Source organism: Streptomyces sp. NPDC003016, assembly GCF_053591455.1.
Genome location: NZ_JBSFTV010000014.1, coordinates 88,704 through 110,587 on the forward strand (window position 1 = coordinate 88,704; position 21,884 = coordinate 110,587).

Below are 21,884 nucleotides of genomic sequence, written 5' to 3' on the forward strand. Positions count from 1 at the left end.
CTGGCGCCGGCGGCGACCGCTGCTGGTGGCTCCTGCGGAGCGCCGCGCCGGCCCGGGCCCGGCCGCCCGGTGCCCCGCACCGCCCTGTCACTGCTGGTGCAGGCCCCGGCCGGCGAGGGTCAGGAAGGTTTCGCCGACCGCCTCGGAGAGGGTCGGGTGGGCGTGGATGTGGCGGGCGACGTCGGAGGGCTCGGCGTCCCAGCCGACGATCAGCTGGCTCTCGGCGATCATCTCGGAGACGTTCGGTCCCACGAGGTGCACGCCGAGGACCTGCCCGCCGCGCGCGGCGACGACCTTCACCATGCCGCCCTGACCGTGCACCATGCCCTTGGCCACCGCGGTCAGGGGCATGGTGTTGACCACGACGTCGTGATCGCGGCCCCGTGCCTCGGCCTCGCTCAGGCCGACCGACGCGGTCTGCGGCGAGGAGTACGTGACCCGGGGGACCGCCGCGTAGTCCACGGGCGGCGAGGCGATGCCCGCCAGCGTCTCGGCCACCAGCAGTCCCTCCGCGAACGAGGCGTGGGCCAGGCCGAGCGAGGGCGGCGGCAGGAGGTCGCCGACCACATGGATACCGGGCACGGCCGTCTCCAGCCGGGACCAGTCGGCGGGCGCGACGCATCCGCGCGCGTCGGCGGCCAGCCCGGCCGCCGCCAGGCCGAGGCCGTCGGACACGGGCGCACGGCCCACGGCGACCAGCAGCCGCGCGGCCTCGACGGTGCGCGTCTCGCCGCGCGAGGTGCGGACCTCGGCCCGTACACCGTCGTCGAGCACGGTCGCGTCCAGCAGCCGCGCGCCCACCTGCACATCGATGCCGCGCTTCTTCAGACCGCGCGCCAAGTGACGCGAGACATCGGCGTCTTCGAGCGGTACGAGCCGGTCGGCGGCCTCGACCAGGGTGACCTCGGCGCCCATGGAACGGTGGAACGAGGCGTACTCCACACCGATCGCCCCACCGCCGAGGACCAGTACGGACTGCGGCAGCCCGGGTGCGAACAGCGCGTCGTCGCTGGTGACGACGCGGCTCCCGTCCGGGGCCAGGCCCGGCAGCGTACGGGGCGTGGATCCGGTCGCCAGGGCGATGCCCCGGCGCGCGCCGAACGTACCGGCGACGCCCTCGACCCGTACGCTCCGGGGGCCCGTCAACTCGGCGCTCCCGCGCACCACTTCCACGCCCGCGTGCGAGAGGTGCCCCTCGACGCCCTGGTGGTTGCGGGACACGATGTCGTCCCTGGTGGCCACCAGGGACGGCCAGTCCACGGAATCGAGCGTCGCCTTCACGCCCCACCGCTCCCGCGCCTCGGCGATGCCGTCGACGAGTTCGGCGGCGTGCAGCATCGCCTTGCTGGGGATGCAGCCGCGGTGCAGGCAGGTGCCGCCCACCTTGTCGCGCTCCACCAGAACGGCCTTCAGGCCGAGGGACGCGGCGCGCAGAGCGGTGCTGTAGCCGCCGGTGCCGCCGCCGATCACGATCACATCGGTTTCATGGGTCTCCGTCATGACACCACCCTGCGACCGCTCTTGCCATGAGTCCAAGGCAATGTTTCTCTGACGGCGATGCACATTCTTCATGGGAGGAACGCCGGGTGAGCCTGCGGCAGATGGAGTACTTCGTGACGGTCGTCGAGGAGGAGTCCTTCACCCGGGCCGCCGAACTCCTCCACGTCACGCAGCCGGCCCTCTCGCACCAGATCAAGGCCCTGGAGAAGTCCGTCGGCGGCGCGCTGCTGGAACGCATGGCGCGCGGCGCACGGCTGACCGCGATGGGCCGCGCCTTCCTGCCGCACGCCGAACTCGCCGTGCGCAGCGCCGTCCAGGCCCGGCGCGCCGCCAGGGCCGCCGCCGGGGCCGAGGGCGGTGAGCTGCACATCGCCACCCTCCACTCCGTGGCCGTCGGCATCCTGCCCGACGTCTTCGCCCGTTGGCGGCGCGAACACCCGGGCGTCGCCCTGGTCCTGCGCGAGTACGCGACGACCGAGGAGCTGGAGGAGCAGCTGGAACGGGGCGTCGCCGACCTCGCGGTGGGCCCGGCCCCGCCACCCCGGTGGCAGGGCCCCGTGGTGGCGGTCGGCGAGGAGGAGATCGTGCTGGTCGTCGCCTTCGACGACCGCCTCGCGGGACGTACGTCGGTACGCCTGGCGGAGCTGGCCGACCGCACCTGGGTGCGGTGCGCGATGGAGGCGGTGATCGACGGTCAGCGGTTCCTGGACTGGGCCTGCGCGGAAGCGGGCTTCGTACCGCGCACGGCGGTCCGCACGGAGCACACCTCGACGGCGGTCCGCATGGCCGCGGCCGGTGTCGGCGTCGCCACGGCGCCCTCGCACGTCGTGCGGGGCGCCGTGGGCGAGGACTGCGTCGTGCTTCCGGTCGACCCGCCCTGGCGGCGCGCTCTGACGGTCTTCTCCCGCGTCGAGCTCACGGGAGCGGCGGCGGCGTTCGCCGGTCTGCTCTGCGCATCGTGGCCGCATGGGAAGCCCCGTGCTTCGCCGGCGCGGGGGTGCGTCCCCGATCACCGGAGGGGCTCGCAGTGAGCCCCTCCGGCGACTGATCAGCGGGGCGCGGGGCAGCGCCCCGGTTCGTTCGGGAAGGGGCGGGTGGGGGAGAAGCCCCGCCGGACACGCCCGCTCCTACGGCTCCTCCCGCCCCACGCGGGTCAGCAGCGACACCGGACGCGTCGCGAACAGCTCGGCCACCCGCACCGCCCCCGAGAACCCCCGCCCCGGCGGCGTCAGCACATCCGCCCACCGCCCTTCCGGCAGCACCAGCTCCGTGTCCCGCCAGCCGCCCGCCTCCGCGAGCCGCAGCGACAGCCGCGTGACGGCCGTGACGGTCTCGTCCGAACGGCAGAACGCCACGCAGTGGCCGGCCGCCGGACCCACGACCGTGAGCGGTGTGTACGTACCCGACTCGCCGAAGACCTCGGGACGCCCGCTCCGCAGCCCCAGCGCGGCCACCGTGACGGCGTACTTCTCCGCGGACAGGCCGGACAGGCCGGACAGGCCGCCGCCGCCGTCCGCGGCGGGGGGCGTGAAGTCGACAGGGCGCCGGTTGTCCGGGTCCACCAGGGCGCGGAACTCCCGCTCCGTGCCCTGGTAGAGGTCCGGCACCCCCGGCATCGTCAGATGCAGCAGCGCGGCCCCGAGCACATTGGCCCGTACGTACGGACCGAGCTCCCGCGCGAACTCCGCCACCGCCTCGGACGGCGGCCCCGCGGGACCCGCCGCCACGAAGTCGGCCACCGCCTGCTCGTACGCCGCGTTCTGCTCGGTCCAGCTGGTGTGCAGCCCCGCCTCCCGTACGGACTTCAGCAGCGCGGCCGTCAGGCGCTCCCCGTCGGGTTCCCCGAAGCCGAGGGCCGTCTGCCACGCCGTCCACGCCAGATGCGGGTCGGGGGCGAGCACCCCGGCCCCGGCCAGTCGGTCCAGCAGCAGGGACCACCGCTGCGGGCACTCGGAGAGCACCGCGATCCGGGCCCGCACGTCCGCGCTGCGCTTGGTGTCGTGCGTGGACAGCACGGTGCCGGTCGCCGGCCAGTCGCGCGCCAGACGTGTGCAGAAGGCGTGGAAGTCCGCCGGGCTCACTCCGGGCGCCCCCGGATCGCCGCCCACCTCGTTCGCCGAGATCAGCGGCGTGTACCGGTAGAAGGCCGTGTCCTCCACCGACTTGGCGTGCAGCGCCGAAGCCGTCTGGGCGAACCGTGCGCAGAACGCGGCGCGGTCCGGCCCCCCGCCCAGCTTCCCCAGCGCCAGATCGCGCACCAGATCGACGACCGCCGCCTCCTCCGGCACCGCGAACGCCGCTTTCGCCTGCCGCACCGCCTCCACCGGAACAGCGGCCTCGGCGCTCCCGGGACAGGGCCCGCCCGCCGTCACGTAAGGGCGGTACACGGGAACGCGCACCAGCAGTTCCCGTACGGCTGTGCGCAGCGCCCAGGGAGCGTAGTCGCGCAGGGCGGGATCGGCGGCGCAGATCCGCTCGGCCGTGCGGACGAGGAAACCGGTCTCGGCGGCCAGCTCATGGGTGAGCACCTTGTACGCCGACCGTCGTACTGTCGCTTCCCAGGAGCCGCCGCGGTCCCCGGGGGGGTTCGCGAAATCACGGTAGCGACCGGTCAGCTCGTCGGCGCCGGCCGGATCGGTGAACAGCCCGTCGATCCGGTACAGCGCGTCGTACCCCGTCGTTCCCGCGACCGGCCACGTGGCGGGCAGCCGCTCGGGACCGGTCAGGATCTTCTCCACGACCGTCCAGCGGCCCTCGACCGCCTCACCGAGGCGCCGCAGGTACGCCTCGGGATCGGCGAGCCCGTCCGGATGGTCGATCCGCAGTCCCTCCACCACCCCGTCCCGCACCAGCTCCAGGATCTTCGCGTGCGAGGCGGCGAACACCTCGGGATCCTCCACCCGGACCCCGATCAGCTCCGAGATCGTGAAGAAGCGCCGGTAGTTCAGCTCGGTCCGCGCCAGCCGCCACCAGGAGAGGCGGTACCACTGGGCGTCCAGCAGCTCGGGCAGCGGCAGCCCCGCGGTGCCCTCGCGCAGCGGCAACACGTGCTCGTAGTAGCGCAGGGTCTCCCCGTCGACCGTCAGCCCCTCCAGCTCGTCGCCGATCCGGTGCGCCAGCACGGGCAGGAGGACCTTGCCCCCGCCCGCCTCCCAGTCGATGTCGAACCACCGGGCGTACGGCGAGGCGGGCCCCTCTCTGAGCACCTCCCACAGCGGCTTGTTCAGGCTCTCCGGAGCCGGTACGGCCATGTGGTTCGGCACGATGTCCAGGATCAGCCCCAGGCCGTGCGCGCGGGCCGTGCGGGACAGCGCGCGCAGGCCCTGTTCGCCGCCGAGTTCGGCCCGCACGCGCGCGTGGTCGACGACGTCGTATCCGTGCTGGGAGCCCGGCACGGCTTCGAGCACGGGGGACAGATGCAGATGTGAGACCCCGAGTGCGGCCAGATGGGGCACCGCCTCCTCGGCGGCCGAGAAGGGGAAGTCGGAATGGAGCTGCAGACGATAGGTGGCGGTGGGCGTCATGCGAACGTACGTACCCGCATTGAGGGCTTCTGTGTCATCGGCCCATGCGTCCGTGTGATGACCCGGTATTACGTTCGTTCGATGCCGGGAACCCTTCACACGTATCGCAAGGTCGTCTCCCTCACCGGACCCGTGCTGCCCGTCGTGTCGTTCCTCGGCAGGCTGCCGACCGCGATGTGCCAGCTCGGCAGCGTGCTGCTGGTCGCCGAGACCAGCGGCAGCCTCGCCACGGCGGGCCTGGTCGGCGGCGCGCTCGCGGCGGGCCAGACGGTCGGCGGGCCGCTGCTGGGCCGGGTGGCGGACCGTCACGGACAGCGCACCGTCGTCCTGACCGCCGCCCTCGTCAACGCGGTCGCTGTCGCCGCTCTCGTGATTGCCGCCCTCGGCCACGTCGGTACGCTCCCGCTCGCGCTCATCGGCGCGCTCGCCGGAGCGAGTGTTCCCCAGGTCGGCCCGATGGCGCGTACGCGATCGGTCGCGCTCGCCCGCAGGAGCGGTGCCGACGAACGGCTCATCGGCGCCGTCCTGTCGTTCGAGGGAACGCTCGACGAGGTGTCGTTCGTCCTCGGTCCCGCCCTGGTCGGTCTCGCGGCGGCCCTCGCGCACCCCGCCGCCGCGCTGCTCGTGGCCGCGGCGCTCCTCGCCGTCTGCGGTACCTGGTTCGCCCTGCATCCGACGGCGTCCCGGGTACGCTCCGCGTCCCGCAAGGCGACGGTACGCACGGGCCTGTCCGGCGCGGTGTACGCGCTGCGCACCGCGATGGTGCTCCAGGGCGCCATGTTCGGCGCGTCCCAGGCCGGCATCACCGCGCTCACCGAGCGGCTCGGCCGGCCGGAGCAGGCCGGGCTCGTCTACGCGGCCATGGGCGTCATGAGCGCGGCCGCGGGGCTCGCCATGGCGGCGGTACCGGCCAGGATCACCCTGACGGCCCGCCGGCGCGCCGCGACGGCCGCCCTGGTCGTGCTCTCCGTGCCGCTGCTGTTCGTGGAGTCCCTGGGGGCGCTGTACGCCGTCGTCGTGGTCCTCGGCGTCGCGTACGCCCCGCACCTGATCACGGTCTTCGGCCTGACCGAACGGATCGTTCCCGAGAACGCACTGGCGGAGGCCATGGCCTTCCTGACGAGCGGCATAGTCGGAGGCCAGGCCCTGGCACTGGCCCTCTCGGGGCGCCTCGCGGAGAGCGGCGGGGCGCCCGCGGCCTTCGCCGTCGCGGTGGTGGCGGCCACGCTCTGCGCCGTACTGGCGTGGACCGCCCGCACCACTTCCGCAGCGGCCGGGAAGACGGCTGGGACCGTCAAGCCGGGCGTTGCAACACCACCAGACTGCGCCCGATCAACGTGACCCGTTCGCCCGCCCCCACCTTGGAACCGCTTCCCGGAGGGACGCCGTCCGGCTGGGCCGTGTCGACCACCACCTGCCACTGCTTCCCGTGGTTGACCGGAACGGTGAACTCCAGCTCCTCGGCGCTCGCGTTGAACATCAGCAGGAAGGAGTCGTCCGAGATCCGCTCACCGCGCGGCCCCGGCTCCGAGATGGCGTGACCGTTCAGGAAGACGGTCAGTGCCTTGGCGTGCGCCGCCTGCCAGTCCCGCTGGGCCATCTCCTTGCCGTCCGGCGTGAACCACGCGATGTCCGACAGGTCGTCGTGCGTGCCCTCCACCGGCCGTCCGTGGAAGAAGCGCCTGCGCCGGAAGACCGGATGGTCCCGCCGCAGCCACACCATCGCGCGCGTGAAGGCGTGGAGCGAGCCCTCCTCGTCGCCCTTCTCCGGCCAGTGGACCCACGACAGCTCGTTGTCCTGGCAGTAGGCGTTGTTGTTGCCGCCCTGCGTCCGCGCGAACTCGTCGCCGTGCGACAGCATCGGCACGCCCTGCGACAGCATCAGCGTCGCGATGAAGTTGCGCATCTGGCGGGCGCGCAGCTCCAGGATCGAGGGATCGTCCGTCTCGCCCTCCGCCCCGCAGTTCCAGGACCGGTTGTGGCTCTCGCCGTCCCGGTTGCCCTCGCCGTTGGCCTCGTTGTGCTTGTCGTTGTACGAGACCAGGTCGGCCAGCGTGAAACCGTCGTGGCAGGTGGTGAAGTTGATCGACGCGAGCGGCCGGCGGCCGTCGTCCTGGTACAGGTCCGACGAGCCCGTCAGCCGCCCCGCGAACTCCGCGATCGTCCGGGGCTCACCGCGCCACAGGTCCCGCACGGTGTCCCGGTACTTGCCGTTCCACTCGGTCCACAGCGGCGGGAAGTTCCCCACCTGGTAACCGCCCTCGCCCACGTCCCACGGCTCGGCGATCAGCTTCACCTGGCTGACCACCGGGTCCTGCTGCACCAGGTCGAAGAAGGACGACAACCGGTCCACCTCGTGGAACTGCCTGGCCAGCGTCGCCGCCAGATCGAAGCGGAAGCCGTCGACGTGCATCTCCGTCACCCAGTACCGCAGCGAGTCCATGATCAGCTGGAGGACGTGCGGCGAGCGCATCAGCAGCGAGTTCCCGGTCCCCGTGGTGTCCATGTAGTAGCGGGGATCGTCGGCGAGACGGTAGTACGAGGCGTTGTCCAGACCGCGGAAGGAGAGCGTGGGGCCCAGGTGGTTGCCCTCCGCCGTGTGGTTGTAGACGACGTCGAGGATGACCTCGATGCCCGCCCGGTGCAGCGCCCGTACGGCGGTCTTGAACTCCAGGACCTGCTGGCCCCGGTCGCCCCACGAGGCGTACGCGTTGTGCGGGGCGAAGAAACCGATGGTGTTGTAGCCCCAGTAGTTGCTCAGGTTCGCGTCGGCCAGCCGGTGGTCGTTGACGAACTGGTGCACCGGCATCAACTCGAGAGCCGTCACGCCCAGTTCCGTCAGGTGCGAGATGATCGCGGGATGCGCCAGCGCCGCGTACGTGCCCCGGAGCTCCTCGGGGAGGTCCGGGTGCATCATCGTGAGGCCCTTCACATGGGCCTCGTAGAGGATCGTGCGGTGGTAGTCCGTGCGCGGCGGGCGGTCGTCACCCCAGTCGAAGTACGGGTTGACCACCACCGAGGCCATCGTGTGCGGCGCCGAGTCCAGGTCGTTGCGCGAGTCCGGCTTCCCGAAGTGGTAGCCGTACACCGCCTCGCCCCAGTCGATCTCCCCGCTGATGGCCCGCGCGTACGGGTCCAGCAGCAGCTTGGCGGAGTTGCACCGCTTGCCCTCCTGCGGGGCGTACGGACCGTGGACCCGGTAGCCGTAGCGCTGGCCCGGCATGATGCCGGGCAGGAAGGCATGGCGTACGAACGCGTCGGACTCGCGCAGTTCCACCGCCGTCTCCGAACCGTCGTCGTGCAGCAAGCACAACTCGATCCGGTCGGCGGCCTCCGAATAGACAGCGAAATTGGTCCCGGCGCCGTCGTACGTGGCGCCGAGTGGGTAAGCCTCTCCCGGCCAGACCTGCATGCGATCGACTCTTCCACTTCTGATCCGGGTGCTGCGGGGTACTTCGCACAAGATCTTCCCCGAAAGCGGGGCAACCTCCTAGGACTTCGGACCGTCCTACCGGGTGACCACGCATACCCGGTATGCCAGTTGCTGTCGCGTGTGACGCGCGGGCGACAGGGGATCGGGGCAGAAGCAGGGGGGCAATGTGAACAGGACAGTGCGCCGTCATCTGGGAAAGGCGCTGGCGGGGGCCGCGATCGCGGTGACCGGGACCGCGGTGATGATCGGGGTGACCCTGCCGGATCCGGCGGGCGCCGACGACACGCGGCGCGGACCGGCGGGGGCCGCGGCAGCCACGGGGCCGGCCCCGGGTGAGCGGGGCGTCCGGGGAGACCGCGGCGCCCAGGACGGCGGAAGCGCCCAGGACGACGGGAGCGCCCAGGACGGCGTGACCGCCGCGGGGCAGGCTCCGGAGCCCGGGGTCGTCGAGGGCGCCCCGCCCGAGGGCGAGCGGGGCATCGGCCGGGATCCGCTGACGGACGGCGAGCTGGAGCGGGTGGAGAAGCTCGCGCTGTCCCCGTCGCGGTTCGCCGCCGGCCGGGACGTCGAGGGGGACCGGGGGCTCCAGCACCTCGCCACGAACCTGAGCGAGATACAGCCGTCCGAGGTCGACGACGCCGCGCCGCCGCGCCGTGCGGAGGTCTCGTACTACGACTACAAGAGCGACGAGCTGGTGACGAAGACCGTCGACCTCGCCACCGGCAAGGTCGAGCGGACCGGCGTCCTCAAGGGCGTACAGCCGTCGCCCACCCCCCGGGAGAACCGTGAGGCCACGGAGCTGATCCTGGCGAGCCCGCTCGGCGAGGGACTGAAGAAGGACTATCAGGACGCCATGGGCAAGCCGCTCACCTCGGTGGACCAGCTGTGGGTGAACGGCGGGATCTACCGGGTCGACCGCGAGGAGCGGGTGCCCCGGGCGCTCGCGAAGTGCGGAACGCACCGGTGCGTCCGCGTCACGTCCAAGGTCAGGAACGGACCGTGGATAGACACCCGCGATCTCGTCGTCGACCTCAGCGCGAGGACCGTCGGCCGCATCGGCTGACGCTCTCGCCCGTCTCATCCTCTTCAGCCCCTTCCCGCACTTCCGTACGAGGGAGTCCATCCTCATGCACATCAACAGAACTTCTGGTGCCCGCAAGCGGGCCGCGGCAATCATCGCCGCCACCGCCCTGATGGGCAGCCTCGCGGCCGCGGGCGGGTCCGCCGCCACCGCGGCCCCCGCGGCCGCGCCCGGGGCGCCGGCCCCGGCCCCGGCCGACTGCAGCGCGGCGTACCGCATCGAGCAGAAGCTCGACGGCGGCACCACCTGGCGCATGTGCTGGAACTACGACAGCGACGCCGGCCTGGTCCTGGAGAAGGTCTCGTACCAGCCCAAGGGGGAGCCCAGGCCGATCCGCGTCCTGACGAGCGGCAAGCTCGCACAGGTGCACGTGCCGTACGACAACGGCCGGGAGGAGTACGACGACCTCACCGGTTACGGCTTCGGCTGGGGGCTCCAGGACCTGAAGCCGACCGAGTGCCCCGGCGGCACCATCAGGACGGTCCGGGTCCGCGACGCGGGCGACGTCAAGGGCCTGTGCACGACCACGCGTGCGCGCGGGCACGCGTACCGCCTCGCCAGCGACGAGGGGACCAAGGTCTGGCAGGCCCAGGGCAAGGACCTGCTCGTCTACACCGTCAACAAGGTGTCCTGGTACGAGTACATCACCGAGTGGCGCTTCTCCTCCGACGGCACCGTCTCCGCCAACGTCGGCGCCACCGGCAGCCTTTCGCCGGGCGACTACGACGCCACCGACGGCCGGGGCTGGCCGATCGGCAAGGGCGCGCGCGACTACGCCACCAGTCACAGCCACAACGTCTTCTGGCGGCTGAACTTCGGTCTCGACGGCAGCTCCAAGAACCGGATCGAGCAGTACGACTCGAAGGTCACCCCGCCGCGGGGCAACGGCAAGCCGACGACCAGGACCACCCGTACCCCCATAGCCAAGGAGCTCGCGGGCGACGCCAGGAGCATGCGGTGGTGGCGGGTGGTCAGCGCGACCGGCAAGAACAAGGACGGGCACCCGCGCTCGTACGAGATCGTGCCCGGCGCGTCGAACAAACATCCGGGACGCGGCTTCACCCAGCACGACCTGTACTTCACGAACTACCGCAAGTGCGAACAGTTCGCGAGCAACAACATCCGCGACTGCGGCAGCGCGAACGCGCCGGACAGCGTCGACGCGTGGGTGAACGGCGAAACCCTCGAGAACCCGATCGCCTGGGTCAACATCGGGTTCCACCACATCGCCCGGGACGAGGACCAGCAGCCCATGCCGGTCCACTGGCAGGGTTTCCAGCTGGCCCCCAGGGACGTAACCGCTATGAATCCGCTCACTCCGGCCGATCTTGCCGGGCAGAACGGACGGTACGAACAAGGCAGTTGAGAAAGGAGCCTGGGGATCCGGCTGCACCGCCTCCCGCTCCGGAGTACCCTTCCTTGATCGTTGGAGACGGGGCGTGCAGGAGCTGAAGGCGGTGCGTGGGTGAGCTCGGGAGGGCTGGAACTGCCCCCCGGTGACGCAGGTCACGAGGGGGGTTCCACAGGCGTCCCGCCCGGAGCGGTCTCGCTCGCGCGGCCGATGGAGATCGGAGCGGAGCTGGACTGGGGCGCGGACGCCTGGAGCGAGGTGCGCACGCGCGCCCAGCGGGCGGGGCGGGCCTACATCTGGCTCAACCTGGTGGAGCAGCGACTGCGCGCCGTCGTCGCCGCCGTGCTCCGGCCCATCTACGAGCCGGTGCACGGCGAGGACGACTGGGTGGTCGCGGCCGCGGGGCCGGCGGGCCAGGAGTGGGTGCAGCGCGCCGTCGCGGTACGGGAGGTGTCCCGCAGGAAGGGGTACCTGCTCGACCCGGCCGACGACAACGTCATCAGCTTCCTCACGCTGCCGCAGCTGCGCGAGCTCATGGTCCAGCACTGGCCGTGCTTCGAGCCGTACTTCGACGACCGGCGCGACGTCGAGCTGGCCCTGGACGAGCTGGAGGTCACCCGCAACGTCGTCTCGCGCAACCGGGCGCTGTCCGAGGCGGTTCTCGCCCAGGCGGAACGGGCGTCCGCGCGGCTTCTGGAGATCCTGGGCAGCAAGGCCGGCGTGTCGTCGTCGGACCGGCTCAGGGTCGACGCGGTCGAGGACCTGGTGGGGGACCGGTACGCCGATGTGGTCAGCGTCCACCCGGACCGGGTGCGCCTCCAGCGCCAGCTGCCCGCCGAGGACCTCTTCGGCGGCGCGCGGCGCCTCGACGCCATCGGCATAGGTCTGAACCTCCTCGTCCAGAACTTCTCCGGCCGGCGGCTGGTGCGGCTGGCCGAATCGGGCTGCCGCATACGGCTGCTCTTCATCAACCCGGCGAGCAGCGCGGTCAAGCGGCGCGAGCGCGAACTCGGTCTGAAGAAGGGGGAGCTGAGCCGTTCGGTGGAGATGAACATCCTCCACATGCGGCGGGTGCGCTCGAAGCTGCGCGACCCGGGGGCGTTCGAGATCCAGGTCTTCGACGAGACGCCCCGTTTCACGGCGTACCTGGTGGACGGGGACGGCCCGGACGGGCTCGCCGTCGTCCAGACGTACCTGCGCAGGGCGCGCGGCATGGAGGCGCCGGTCCTGGTGCTGCGGGGTGGCGGGCGCGGGGTGGTCAGGCACGGGCAGGACAGCCACGACACCGAGCACGGTCTTTTCGAGACGTACCGGGAAGAATTCGAAGCGGTGTGGGCGGACTCCCGGCCGGTCTCCTGAGCCCTCCCGCGGTCTCCTGAGGGCGTTGTCAGTGGTGCGTGCGAGGGTGGTTCTCACCGGGGAGCATCCGGGAGCATCACGAAGGAGGTCCCAGGATGGGATGGCACGGGGAACCACTGGTCGGGTTCGACCTGGAGACGACCGGCACGGAGCCGCTGGAGTCCCGGATCGTCACGGCTTCGGTCGTCGGCGTGGAGGACGGCGCCGTGGTCCGCCGGCGTGACTGGCTGGCCGACCCGGGTGTCCCCATCCCGGAGCAGGCGTCGGCGATCCACGGCATCAGCAGCGAGCGGGCCGGGGCGGAGGGCAGGCCGGCCCGCGAGGTGGCCGACGAGATCGCCGCGACGCTCACCGGCTACTGGGCGCAGGGCGTGCCCGTCGTCGCCTACAACGCGGCGTTCGACCTGACGCTGCTCGCGGCGGAGCTGCACCGGCACGGGCTGCCGTCGCTGGGCGAGCGGCTCGGCGGCGCCGGTATCGGCCCCGTCATCGATCCGTACACGATCGACCGCGCCGTCGACCGCTACCGCAGGGGCAAGCGGACGCTGGAAGCGGTCTGCGCCGAGTACGGCGTGGTCCTGGACGGCGCCCACGAAGCCTCGGTGGACGCCCTCGCTGCGGTCGGAGTCGCCCGCGCGATAGCCGAGCGGCACCCCTCGATCGCGGCGCTCACCCCCGCCGACCTGCACGACAGGCAGATCCAGTGGTACGCCGACTGGGCGACCTCCTTCCAGGAGTTCCTCCGCAGGAAGGGCACTCCGGACGCCGTCATCGATCCGCGGTGGCCCCTGCGCGAGGTGGTGCCGACGGGGCGCTGAGCCCGGGCACGCGGACGAGTGCGGGGACGGTCAGAACGGGTACCAGCGGACCTCGGGGTCGCCGTCACGCAGGGACGCCACCCGTCGGCGGAACTCGGCCAGTGCCGCCGGGCTGGACGGAGCGTGCTGTGCCACCCAGGCGCAGCTGGCCGTCTCGCGGGCCCCGCGCAGCACCGCGCAGCCGGCCCATTCGCGTACGTCCCAGCCGTATGCCGCGGTGAAGGCGTCGTACGCCTCGGGGGCCAGGCCGTAGCGGTCGCGCGAGAGGGCCATGACCACCAGGTCGTGCTCGCGGAAGTCGGTGGCGAAGGTCTCCAGGTCGACCAGGACCGGACCGTCGGGGCCGGCATGGACGTTGCGGGGGAGCGCGTCGCCGTGGATCGGCCCCTGCGGCAGGTGCGGGACGAGCGCGGCCGACGCCGCCGCGAAACCGTCGCGCCGCTCGCGCAGATACGCCGCGTCGGCCGGATCGATCGCGTCGCCCGCGAGCCGCAGCCACCGCTCGACCCCGCCGAGCAGTTCCCGCCGGGCCAGCGGGAACGAGGGGGCGGGCAGGGCGTGGACCAGGCGCAGCAGCTCCGCGAGGTCCTGCGGACCCGGCGGGCGTACGGCCTCGGGCAGCCGGTGCCACACCGTCACCGGGTGGCCGTCCACCACACGGGGCTTCGGCTCGGCGGCCCGCACGGCGGGGACGCCCGACGAGGCGAGCCAGGCCGCGACGGCCAGTTCGCGCTCGGCCCGCGCCACCAGTTCCGCGTCGCGGCGGCCGACCTTGACCACGAGATCCCCGGCCGCGAACACCGCGTTCTCGCCCAGCGCCAGCAGCTCCGCTCCGGCGGGGAGCCCGGCGGCGGCCAGCACCTCGCGTGCCCGTGTCTCGTCCATGGGCCCGATTCTCGCATCCGTGCAGGCCGGGTTGACGAACCAACTGCCCGTCAGCACGATGACGGGGGCCGCCGGGGCGGCCGGTCCCGTACGAGCCGCCCGAAGGAGCCGAATCCGTGACACTGGAGACCGCAAGGGCGCGGTCCGGCAGAGGGCCCGGCGGCGGCAGGGATTCCAGCGGCGGCAGGAGGTCCAGCGGTGGCGCCTGGTTCCTGGTACTGCCCGCGCTCATCCCGGTCCTGATCCTCAGCGTCGGCCCGCTGCTCTACGGCATCGCGCTCGCCTTCACCGATTCCCAGTCGGGCCGCACCACGCCCACCCAGTGGATCGGACTGCTGAACTTCCAGGACCTGCTGCGCGACACCCTGTTCTGGGAGTCGTTCCGGATCGGCCTGCTCTGGGCGGTCGGGGTGACCGTGCCGCAGTTCCTGCTGGCGCTCGGTCTCGCCCTGCTGCTCAACCAGAACCTCCGCTTCCGCTGGCTGGCCAGGGCGCTCGCGATCATCCCCTGGGCGATGCCCGAAGTGGTCGTCGGCATCATGTGGCGCCTCGTCTACAACCCGGACGCCGGAATCCTGAACGAGACCGTCCGCGATCTGGGTCTGGGCGACGGCCGCGACTGGCTGACGGGCCTCGCCACCGCCCTCCCCGCCGTGATCCTCGTCGGCATCTGGGCGGGCATGCCCCAGACCACGGTCGCCCTGCTCGCCGGCCTCCAGAACACCCCGCACGAGCTGCACGAGGCCGCCGCCCTCGACGGCGCCGGCGCCTGGCGCCGCTTCCGTACCGTCACCTGGCCGGCCATCAAGCCGGTCGCCCTCGCCATCACCGCGCTCAACTTCATCTGGAACTTCAACTCCTTCGCCCTGGTGTACGTCCTGACGAACGGCGGCCCCGGGGGCCGCACCCGCCTCCCCATGCTCTTCGCCTACGAACAGGCTTTCCGCTACGGCCAGTTCGGTTACGCCGCCGCCATGGGCTGCGTCATGGTCGCGGTGATCTCGGTGATGCTCGCCTTCTACCTCGCGGGCCGTCTGAAGGGAGGCGACGACCAGTGACGCTCCGCACCAGCAGGTCCGCGCGCACCGGCCAGTACCTCGCGCTCCTCGCCTACCTGGTCTTTCTCGCCTTCCCCTTCCTCTGGCTGATCTCGACGGCGTTCAAGCCGCCGCGCGAGCTCGGTTCCCTGCACCCCACCTGGATCCCCGAGAACCCGACCCTCGACAACTTCCGCCAGGCATTCGACGAGCAGCCCCTGCTGGAAGCCGCGCTCAACAGCCTGATCGCCGCGCTCTCGGCCGCCCTGATCGCGGTCGTCATCGCGACCCCGACGGCCTACGTCATGGCCCGCCACCGCAACAAGCTCTCCGCCGCCGCCACCGGCTGGGTCGTGGTCAGCCAGGCGTTCCCCTTCGTCCTGGTGATCATCCCGCTCTTCCTGATCCTCAAGAACCTCCACCTGGTCAACTCCCTGGCGGGCCTGATCATGGTGTACGTCGTGTGGTCGCTGCCCTTCGCGCTCTGGATGCTGGTCGGTTACGTCAGGGCCGTACCGCACGAACTGGAGGAGGCCGCCGCGGTCGACGGAGCGAGCCGGCTCCGTACGCTCGTCTCGGTCACCGCCCCGCTGCTGGCCCCCGGCATCGTCGCCACCGCGCTGTTCGCGTTCATCACCGCATGGAACGAGTTCTTCTTCGCGCTCGTCCTGCTCAAGACTCCTTCGATGCAGACGTTGCCGGTCGTGCTCACCCACTTCCTGGGCGCGGAGGGCGTGGCCGACCTCGGCCCGCTCGCCGCCGCCGCGTTCCTCGCGACCCTCCCCTCCCTCGTCGTCTTCGCCCTCATCCAGAAGCGGATCACGGGCGGCATGATGGCCGGGGCGGTGAAGGCCTGATGCGCATCGCCCGGCTCACGAAGTTCGCAGCCGCCGCCACCGCGCTCGCGTCGCTGCTCCTCACCGGCTGCTCGGACGGCGGTGACGACCGGGACGCCGATGGGAAGGTCGCACTCCGCTTCCAGTCGCTGGCCTGGCAGAAGGAGTCCGTCGACGCCAACAAGGAGCTCGTCGACGAGTGGAACGCCGCGCATCCCGACGTCCGGGTCGAGTACGTCCAGGGCAGCTGGGACAGCGTCCACGACCAGCTGCTGACCTCCTTCGAGGGCGGCGAGGCCCCGGACATCATCCACGACGCCTCCGACGACCTCGCCGACTTCGCGTACGGCGGCTACCTCGCCGACCTGAGCGAGCTGCTGCCCGCCCGGCTCGAGAACGACATCCCGCGGCGCAGCTGGCAGGCGACGACCTTCGGCAAGGGCGTCTACGGCGTGCCGTTCCTCCAGGAGCCGAGGGTCCTGATCGCCAACGAGAAGATCCTCAAGGCGTCGGGCGTGCGCGTCCCCACCCCCGAGAAGCCGTGGAGCTGGCCGGAGTTCCGGCAGATCACCAAAGAACTGAGCGCCGGTGACGGCAAGAAGTTCGGTGTCGCCTGGCCCCTCAAGGACCCGGTCTCCGCCACCCTCAACCTGGGGCTTTCGGCGGGCGGACAGCTCTTCCACCGCGAGGCCGACGGGAAGGTGCGGGTGCGCTTCACCGAGGGCGACGCCGTGGTCCCCCGCACCATCCACGACCAGGTCAACACGGACAGGAGCGCATCGGCGGCCACCCTCGGCATGGGCGGCTCGGACACCCTGCCCGGCTTCTTCGGCGGCAAGTACGCCATGGTCCCGCTCGGCTTCTCCTACCGCCAGCAGATCGTCCAGCAGGCACCCGGGGGCTTCGAGTGGAAGGTGCTGCCGGCCCCGGCGGGAGCCGGGGGCCCGACCCAGGGCGTGAGCCCCCAGACGCTGTCGGTGGCCGAGGACAGCCCGTACAAGAAGGAGGCGGTGGAGTTCATCGACTTCTTCCTCCAGCCGGACAACATGGCGCGTCTCGCCAAGGGCGACTGGATGCTGCCGACCGGCGCCGCGGCGCTGAAGGACCCGGACCTGCGCGCCGAGAAGGACGGCTGGGCCACCGGCACCGCACTCGCCGAGCACCTGGTTCCGGCCCCGGCGCAGTCCGTGCGCGGCTACCCCGAGTGGAAGGACAAGGTGGCGACACCGGCCTACCAGGAGTTCTACAGCGGCGCGATCGACGCCGAGGAGCTGGAGAAACGCCTGGTCGAGGACGGAAACCTGGTGCTCGCCCGCTACCAGCGCTGAAGCGTGGCGGCGGACGCAGACTCCGAGGGCGAGGGCGAGGACGAGGACGAGGACGAAGGGGTGTGACCGGAGGGAACGGGGCCGCGTGCACCGGACCGAGGAAAAAGGGAATTCAGGTTGCACGAGACGTATCGTCTCGCCTAGGGTCGAGGCATGACCTCACCCAGGCCTGCCCACATCGCCATGTTCTCCATCGCCGCCCCCGGGCACGTGAACCCGAGCATCGAAGTGATCCGGGAGCTCGTCGCCCGGGGACACCGCGTCTCGTACGCGATCCCCGCCTCCTTCGCCGACAAGGTCGCCGTCACCGGCGCCGACCCGGTGATCTACACCTCGACGCTCCCCACCGACGACAACCCGGAGGACTGGGGCGCGGAGCTGATCGACAACATCGAGCCCTTCCTGGTCGACGCCGTCCAGGCGCTGCCCCAGCTGGCCGCGGCGTTCGAGGGGGACGAGCCGGACCTCGTCCTCCACGACATCACCTCCTACCCGGCGCGTGTCCTCGCCCACCGCTGGGGCGTGCCCGCCGTCTCGCTCTCCCCGAACCTCGTCGCCTGGGAGGGGTACGAGGAGGAGGTCGCCGAGCCGCTGTTCGGTCCGCTCAAGGAGACCGGGCGCGGCCGGGCGTACTACGCGCGCTTCCGTGCCTGGCTCGACGGGAACGGTCTGACCGGCGCCGACCCCGACCATTTCGTGGGCCGCCCGTCCCGCAGCATCGTCCTGATCCCCAGGGTCCTCCAGCCGAACGCGGACCGGGTCGACGAATCCGTCCACTCCTTCGTCGGCGCCTGCCAGGGCGACCGCGCGGACCAGGGCGACTGGCAGCGTCCGGCCGGCGCGGACAAGGTGCTGCTGGTGTCGCTCGGTTCGGCGTTCACCAAGCTGCCCGCGTTCTACCGGGAGTGCGTCAAGGCCTTCGGTGACCTGCCCGGCTGGCACGTGGTGCTCCAGATCGGCAAGTTCGTCGAGGAGCCGGAGCTCGGCGAAGTGCCGGCCAACATCGAGGTGCACCACTGGGTGCCGCAGCTGGCCGTCCTCAGGCAGGCCGACGCCTTCATCACCCACGCGGGCGCCGGGGGCAGCCAGGAGGGCCTCGCCACCGGTACGCCGATGGTCGCGGTCCCGCAGGCCGTCGACCAGTTCGGCAACGCCGACATGCTCGTCTCGCTCGGCGTCGCCCGCAGGATCGACACCGAGGACGCCACCGCCGAGGCCCTGCGCGCCGCGGTCCTCGGCCTGCTGGCCGACCCGGAGGTGGCCCGCAGGGCCGAGGACATCCGCGCCGGCATGGCGTCCGAGGGCGGCACCGAGCGGGCGGCGGACCTCATCGAGGCCGAACTGCCCGCGCGGTGAAGCCGGTCGGGACGGCTCGGCGGAAGCGGGACGTCAGGGCCCGCACCCCCGATGCCCCCCGGGCCGCCGCCATTCCCGGCGTGACCCCCGGCACCCCGCCCGACGCCCCCCGACGCCTCACTCGGCGTCGAACCACGGCCTGCCGGCCGCCCCGTGTTCGCCCCATCCGGCGAACCCCGGTTCGGTCGTGGTGAATCCGAACTCCGCCCCGAACGGAGCGGCCCCTTCACCGCTGTTGTTCCAGACGTGTCCTCGGTGAGGGCCGGTCACGACGAGGCGCCAGTACATGCCGCACCCGTCGGTGCCCAGCACGACCGACCCGTGGCCGAAGAACCGGCCGATGACCGGATCGGTCCCCTCGGACGGTCTGGGGTCGCCCCCCAGCCGCATCGAGGTCAGCGGGAAGGGCCGGCTCGAGTCCCGCTCCGATCCGTCGTCCCCCTCCCCAGCGGTCGGGCGGCTCGGCCAGTGCCACAAGGCCGTAATCCGGCGGCCCGGAGAAGCATCCGTCGGTTGTCTCCACGACGAACGTCCGGTACGGCTCGGGCCGGACGGTGCCGTGCTCGGCCTCGAAGGCGCGCACGGCGTCCCGGCCCGACGCCGGTTCACCACCGTCGTGCACGTCGAAGACGGCACGCAGCGCGGCAGTGACCTCGGGGCCGGCGTGATCGGTTTCCATGGGGCCCGTGAAGAGCGCCGGGCTCCGACAGTGGTCGTACGGAGAAGGGGGGCGGCGGCGGTGGGGCGATAAGCCCTTTGCTGGTGAAGGGAGTTCGTGTCTCTGTCCGACTTGGAACCCGCTGCCCGTTTTTTTGTTATGAAACCTTGTTGAGTAAGTGACGGGATCATGAAGCCCTTGATCTGCGCGCGTCAATCGGTCAGGGTTTCGAGCCAACCCCCGGAGATCTTCCGGTCCGGAGGTTCATCCCCCCACATTTTGACGAGGAGACCCCTCTTCATGGCACTTCACAAGCGTTCCGGCCGGCTGAAGTTCACCGCGGCGATAACCGCCGTGGCGGCCGCGGCCGGCGTGACCGTACTCAACTCCCCCTTCGCGGGAGCGGCTCCCGCCGCCCAGGGGCACGTGTACGGAGCCGGCGCCGAGGGCGCCGTCGCCGGCAGCTACATCGTGCTGCTGGACGAGAAGACCGACAAGCAGGACCTGGCCAAGGAGTACGGCGGCAAGCTCCGGCGCACCTACAGCTCCGCCATCAACGGCTTCTCCGCCGGCGGCCTTTCGGAGACCGAGGCCAAGCGCCTGGCCGCCGACCCGTCCGTCGCCAAGGTCGTCCAGAACAAGAAGTTCACGATCAACGCGACGCAGGACAACCCGCCGTCCTGGGGCATCGACCGCATCGACCAGCCCGGCACCGCCGGTGACAGCAAGTACACCTACCCGGACAGCGCGGGCGAGGGCGTCACGGCGTACGTCATCGACACCGGTGTCCGGATCACGCACAAGGACTTCGAGGGACGCGCCGCCCACGGCTTCGACGCCGTGGACAACGACGACTCCGCCGACGACGGCAACGGCCACGGCACGCACGTCGCCGGAACCATCGCCGGCGCCGCGCACGGCGTCGCCAAGAAGGCGAAGATCGTCGCGGTCCGCGTCCTCGACGACAACGGCTCGGGCACCACCGAGGGCGTCGTCGCCGGCATCGACTGGGTCACCAAGAACCACCGGGGCCCCTCCGTCGCCAACATGAGCCTCGGCGGCGGCGCCGACGAGGCCCTCGACGAGGCCGTACGCAAATCCATCGCCTCCGGCGTCACCTACGGTGTCGCGGCGGGCAACGAGTCCAGCGACGCCGGACAGGGCTCCCCGGCCCGCGTGAAGGAGGCCCTCACCGTCGCCTCCAGCACCAAGGGCGACGCGCAGTCCGGCTTCTCCAACTTCGGCCAGGTCGTGGACATCTACGCGCCGGGCTCGGACATCACCTCCTCCTGGAACGACAGCGACGAGGGCACGAAGACCATCTCCGGTACGTCCATGGCGACCCCGCACGTCGTGGGCGCCGCCGCGCTCTACCTGGCGGGCCACCAGGACGCCACGCCCGGGGCCGTCGCGACGGCGCTGACCGGGGGCGCCACCCTGGACAAGATCAGCAACCCGAGCGCCGGCACGACGAACAAGCTGCTGAAGATCGTCGAGTAGAGACGCGTCCGCGGCACTGAACGGGCGGTCGCCGTGCCCTCCCCCACGGGGCACGGCGGCCGCCTATCGTTTGGCGCATGACGACGACGTACGCCGCCCTGCTGTGCGGAATCAATGTGAGCGGGCACAAGAAGGTGCCCATGGTCCAGCTCCGGGCGCTGCTGGCCGAACTGGGCCACCGGGACGTCCGTACGTACCTCCAGAGCGGCAACGCCGTCTTCACCACCGACGCCTACGACGCCGACGACGCCGAAGAAGCGGAGGCGTCGCTCGCCGCGGACCTGGAGAAGGCCATGGAGCAGCACTTCGGGTTCACCGTCGACTGCCTGGTCCGCAGCGGCGCCTACCTGAAGGCCGTCGCCGACGCCTGCCCCTTCCCGGCCGCCGAGCTGGAGGGCAGGCAGCTCCACGTCACCTACTTCTCGCACCAGGTCGGGCCCGAGCGGCTCGCGCCCGTCGACCCGGCGGCGTACCTTCCCGAGGAGTTCCGCCTCGGCGACCGCGCCCTCTACCTCTACGCACCGGACGGGCTGGGCCGCTCCGGGCTCGCCGGGGCGCTGGCGAGCCTGGCCCTCCTCAAGGGCGTCACCGCGACCACCCGCAACTGGAACACGGTCGCCGAGCTCGTGGAGACGACCCGTGACTGACGACGCGATCGAGGCCGCCATCGAGGGCGAGCTGCGCCTGCTCGACCCGGCCGTCCGCAACACCCCCGAACTCCTCGTCGAGCTGTTCCACCCCGACTTCCACGAGTTCGGGGTGTCGGGCCGCCGCTGGGACCGCGACTCGATCGTCACGGCCCTCACCGACGAGTCCGCCGCGACGACGGCCCGCCCGATCACCACCACCCGGATGCGGGGCGTACGGCTCGCCCCCGACGTGGTCCAGCTGACCTTCGACACCGAGAGCAACGGCCGCCGCGCCCACCGGAGTTCACTGTGGCGTCTGACGGACCGCGGCTGGCTCCTCTACTTCCACCAGGGCACGCCCTACGAAGAGGAGGGCGACCCCGGCGTCACACCACCGTCCCCGTGACCCGCTCCGCCCGTGCGGTCCAGCGGCCGTCCGTACGGGCGATCCGCACGGGGTGGTCGAAGCACGTGCCGACCCGGTCCGTCGTCAGGACGTCGTCGGCGCGCCCCGAGCCGGCACACCGGCCGCCGCGCAGCATGTACGGACGCTACACCGTGCCCCCTGCACACACCATGCGGGGTGTGG

Annotated in this window: 19 protein-coding genes; 13 read left to right on the plus strand and 6 right to left on the minus strand. The window is 71.7% G+C overall.

Annotated features, from left to right (window positions below; all coding sequences use genetic code 11):
• Positions 1 to 87: 87 nt before the first annotated feature.
• Positions 88 to 1,500 carry a dihydrolipoyl dehydrogenase gene (gene lpdA / locus ACWDZ4_RS14610; RefSeq protein ID WP_451508742.1) on the minus strand — a complete coding sequence of 471 codons (1,413 nt, stop codon included), beginning with the start codon at positions 1,498 to 1,500 and terminating at the stop codon, positions 88 to 90.
• Between the two features lie 86 nt (positions 1,501 to 1,586).
• Here lpdA and ACWDZ4_RS14615 point away from each other — a divergent pair, with 86 nt between their 5' ends.
• A complete protein-coding gene (locus ACWDZ4_RS14615; protein WP_451508743.1) occupies positions 1,587 to 2,531 on the plus strand; it encodes a LysR family transcriptional regulator in 945 nt (314 codons plus the stop codon).
• Positions 2,532 to 2,627: 96 nt separating this feature from the next.
• Here ACWDZ4_RS14615 and treY read toward each other — a convergent pair whose 3' ends face one another.
• Positions 2,628 to 5,024, minus strand: a complete 2,397-nt coding sequence (treY, locus tag ACWDZ4_RS14620) for a malto-oligosyltrehalose synthase (protein ID WP_451508744.1) — start codon at positions 5,022 to 5,024, stop codon at positions 2,628 to 2,630.
• Positions 5,025 to 5,105: 81 nt separating this feature from the next.
• On the opposite strand from treY, the gene ACWDZ4_RS14625 reads away from it, so the two are divergent.
• Positions 5,106 to 6,365: an MFS transporter gene (locus ACWDZ4_RS14625; protein ID WP_451508745.1), complete on the plus strand. Its 1,260-nt coding sequence runs from the start codon at positions 5,106 to 5,108 to the stop codon at positions 6,363 to 6,365.
• On the opposite strand, the gene glgX is transcribed toward ACWDZ4_RS14625, so the two are convergent.
• The gene (gene glgX, locus ACWDZ4_RS14630) at positions 6,319 to 8,436 is read right to left on the minus strand and encodes a glycogen debranching protein GlgX (RefSeq protein ID WP_451508746.1); all 2,118 of its coding nucleotides are present in this window, start codon (positions 8,434 to 8,436) and stop codon (positions 6,319 to 6,321) included. The two genes, ACWDZ4_RS14625 and glgX, sit on opposite strands and share 47 nt — an antisense overlap.
• A gap of 187 nt (positions 8,437 to 8,623) precedes the next feature.
• On the opposite strand from glgX, the gene ACWDZ4_RS14635 reads away from it, so the two are divergent.
• The 4 genes from ACWDZ4_RS14635 (at position 8,624) to ACWDZ4_RS14650 (ending at position 13,066) form a co-directional block, all read left to right on the plus strand.
• A complete protein-coding gene (locus tag ACWDZ4_RS14635) occupies positions 8,624 to 9,520 on the plus strand; it encodes a Tat pathway signal sequence domain protein (protein ID WP_451508747.1) in 897 nt (298 codons plus the stop codon).
• Positions 9,521 to 9,584: 64 nt separating this feature from the next.
• On the plus strand, positions 9,585 to 10,904 hold the full coding sequence (locus ACWDZ4_RS14640) for a copper amine oxidase (RefSeq protein ID WP_451508748.1): 1,320 nt from the start codon (positions 9,585 to 9,587) through the stop codon (positions 10,902 to 10,904).
• Positions 10,905 to 11,003: 99 nt separating this feature from the next.
• Positions 11,004 to 12,248: an SAV2148 family HEPN domain-containing protein gene (locus ACWDZ4_RS14645; RefSeq protein WP_451508749.1), complete on the plus strand. Its 1,245-nt coding sequence runs from the start codon at positions 11,004 to 11,006 to the stop codon at positions 12,246 to 12,248.
• Positions 12,249 to 12,343: 95 nt separating this feature from the next.
• Positions 12,344 to 13,066: an exonuclease domain-containing protein gene (locus tag ACWDZ4_RS14650; protein ID WP_451508750.1), complete on the plus strand. Its 723-nt coding sequence runs from the start codon at positions 12,344 to 12,346 to the stop codon at positions 13,064 to 13,066.
• A 30-nt stretch (positions 13,067 to 13,096) separates the two neighbouring features.
• On the opposite strand, the gene ACWDZ4_RS14655 is transcribed toward ACWDZ4_RS14650, so the two are convergent.
• Entirely contained in the window at positions 13,097 to 13,951 is an 855-nt protein-coding gene (locus ACWDZ4_RS14655) for a phosphotransferase enzyme family protein (RefSeq protein WP_451508751.1), read from the minus strand.
• Positions 13,952 to 14,067: 116 nt separating this feature from the next.
• Between ACWDZ4_RS14655 and ACWDZ4_RS14660 the strand changes: the two genes are divergently transcribed.
• The 4 genes from ACWDZ4_RS14660 (at position 14,068) to mgt (ending at position 18,508) form a co-directional block, all read left to right on the plus strand.
• Positions 14,068 to 15,009: a carbohydrate ABC transporter permease gene (locus tag ACWDZ4_RS14660; RefSeq protein ID WP_451508752.1), complete on the plus strand. Its 942-nt coding sequence runs from the start codon at positions 14,068 to 14,070 to the stop codon at positions 15,007 to 15,009.
• Positions 15,006 to 15,845, plus strand: a complete 840-nt coding sequence (locus ACWDZ4_RS14665) for a carbohydrate ABC transporter permease (RefSeq protein ID WP_451508753.1) — start codon at positions 15,006 to 15,008, stop codon at positions 15,843 to 15,845. The genes ACWDZ4_RS14660 and ACWDZ4_RS14665 overlap by 4 nt, the downstream gene beginning before the upstream one ends.
• Complete coding sequence (locus ACWDZ4_RS14670; RefSeq protein ID WP_451508754.1) at positions 15,845 to 17,152, plus strand: ABC transporter substrate-binding protein; 1,308 nt, start codon at positions 15,845 to 15,847, stop codon at positions 17,150 to 17,152. Before ACWDZ4_RS14665 ends, ACWDZ4_RS14670 begins: the two co-directional genes overlap by 1 nt.
• 153 nt (positions 17,153 to 17,305) lie before the next feature.
• Positions 17,306 to 18,508 carry a macrolide-inactivating glycosyltransferase gene (mgt, locus tag ACWDZ4_RS14675; RefSeq protein ID WP_451508755.1) on the plus strand — a complete coding sequence of 401 codons (1,203 nt, stop codon included), beginning with the start codon at positions 17,306 to 17,308 and terminating at the stop codon, positions 18,506 to 18,508.
• A 117-nt stretch (positions 18,509 to 18,625) separates the two neighbouring features.
• Here mgt and ACWDZ4_RS14680 read toward each other — a convergent pair whose 3' ends face one another.
• A complete protein-coding gene (locus ACWDZ4_RS14680; protein ID WP_451508756.1) occupies positions 18,626 to 18,898 on the minus strand; it encodes a hypothetical protein in 273 nt (90 codons plus the stop codon).
• A gap of 568 nt (positions 18,899 to 19,466) precedes the next feature.
• Here ACWDZ4_RS14680 and ACWDZ4_RS14685 point away from each other — a divergent pair.
• From ACWDZ4_RS14685 to ACWDZ4_RS14695, 3 genes are all read left to right on the plus strand, one after another.
• Entirely contained in the window at positions 19,467 to 20,666 is a 1,200-nt protein-coding gene (locus ACWDZ4_RS14685) for a S8 family peptidase (protein WP_451508757.1), read from the plus strand.
• A 77-nt stretch (positions 20,667 to 20,743) separates the two neighbouring features.
• Entirely contained in the window at positions 20,744 to 21,313 is a 570-nt protein-coding gene (locus ACWDZ4_RS14690) for a DUF1697 domain-containing protein (protein ID WP_451508758.1), read from the plus strand.
• Positions 21,306 to 21,701, plus strand: coding sequence for a nuclear transport factor 2 family protein (locus tag ACWDZ4_RS14695; RefSeq protein ID WP_451508759.1), 396 nt, complete (start codon positions 21,306 to 21,308; stop codon positions 21,699 to 21,701). Before ACWDZ4_RS14690 ends, ACWDZ4_RS14695 begins: the two co-directional genes overlap by 8 nt.
• Here the strand turns inward: ACWDZ4_RS14695 and ACWDZ4_RS14700 are convergent.
• Positions 21,682 to 21,837, minus strand: coding sequence for a hypothetical protein (locus ACWDZ4_RS14700; protein ID WP_451508760.1), 156 nt, complete (start codon positions 21,835 to 21,837; stop codon positions 21,682 to 21,684). The genes ACWDZ4_RS14695 and ACWDZ4_RS14700 overlap by 20 nt on opposite strands.
• Between the last annotated feature and the right edge of the window lie 47 nt (positions 21,838 to 21,884).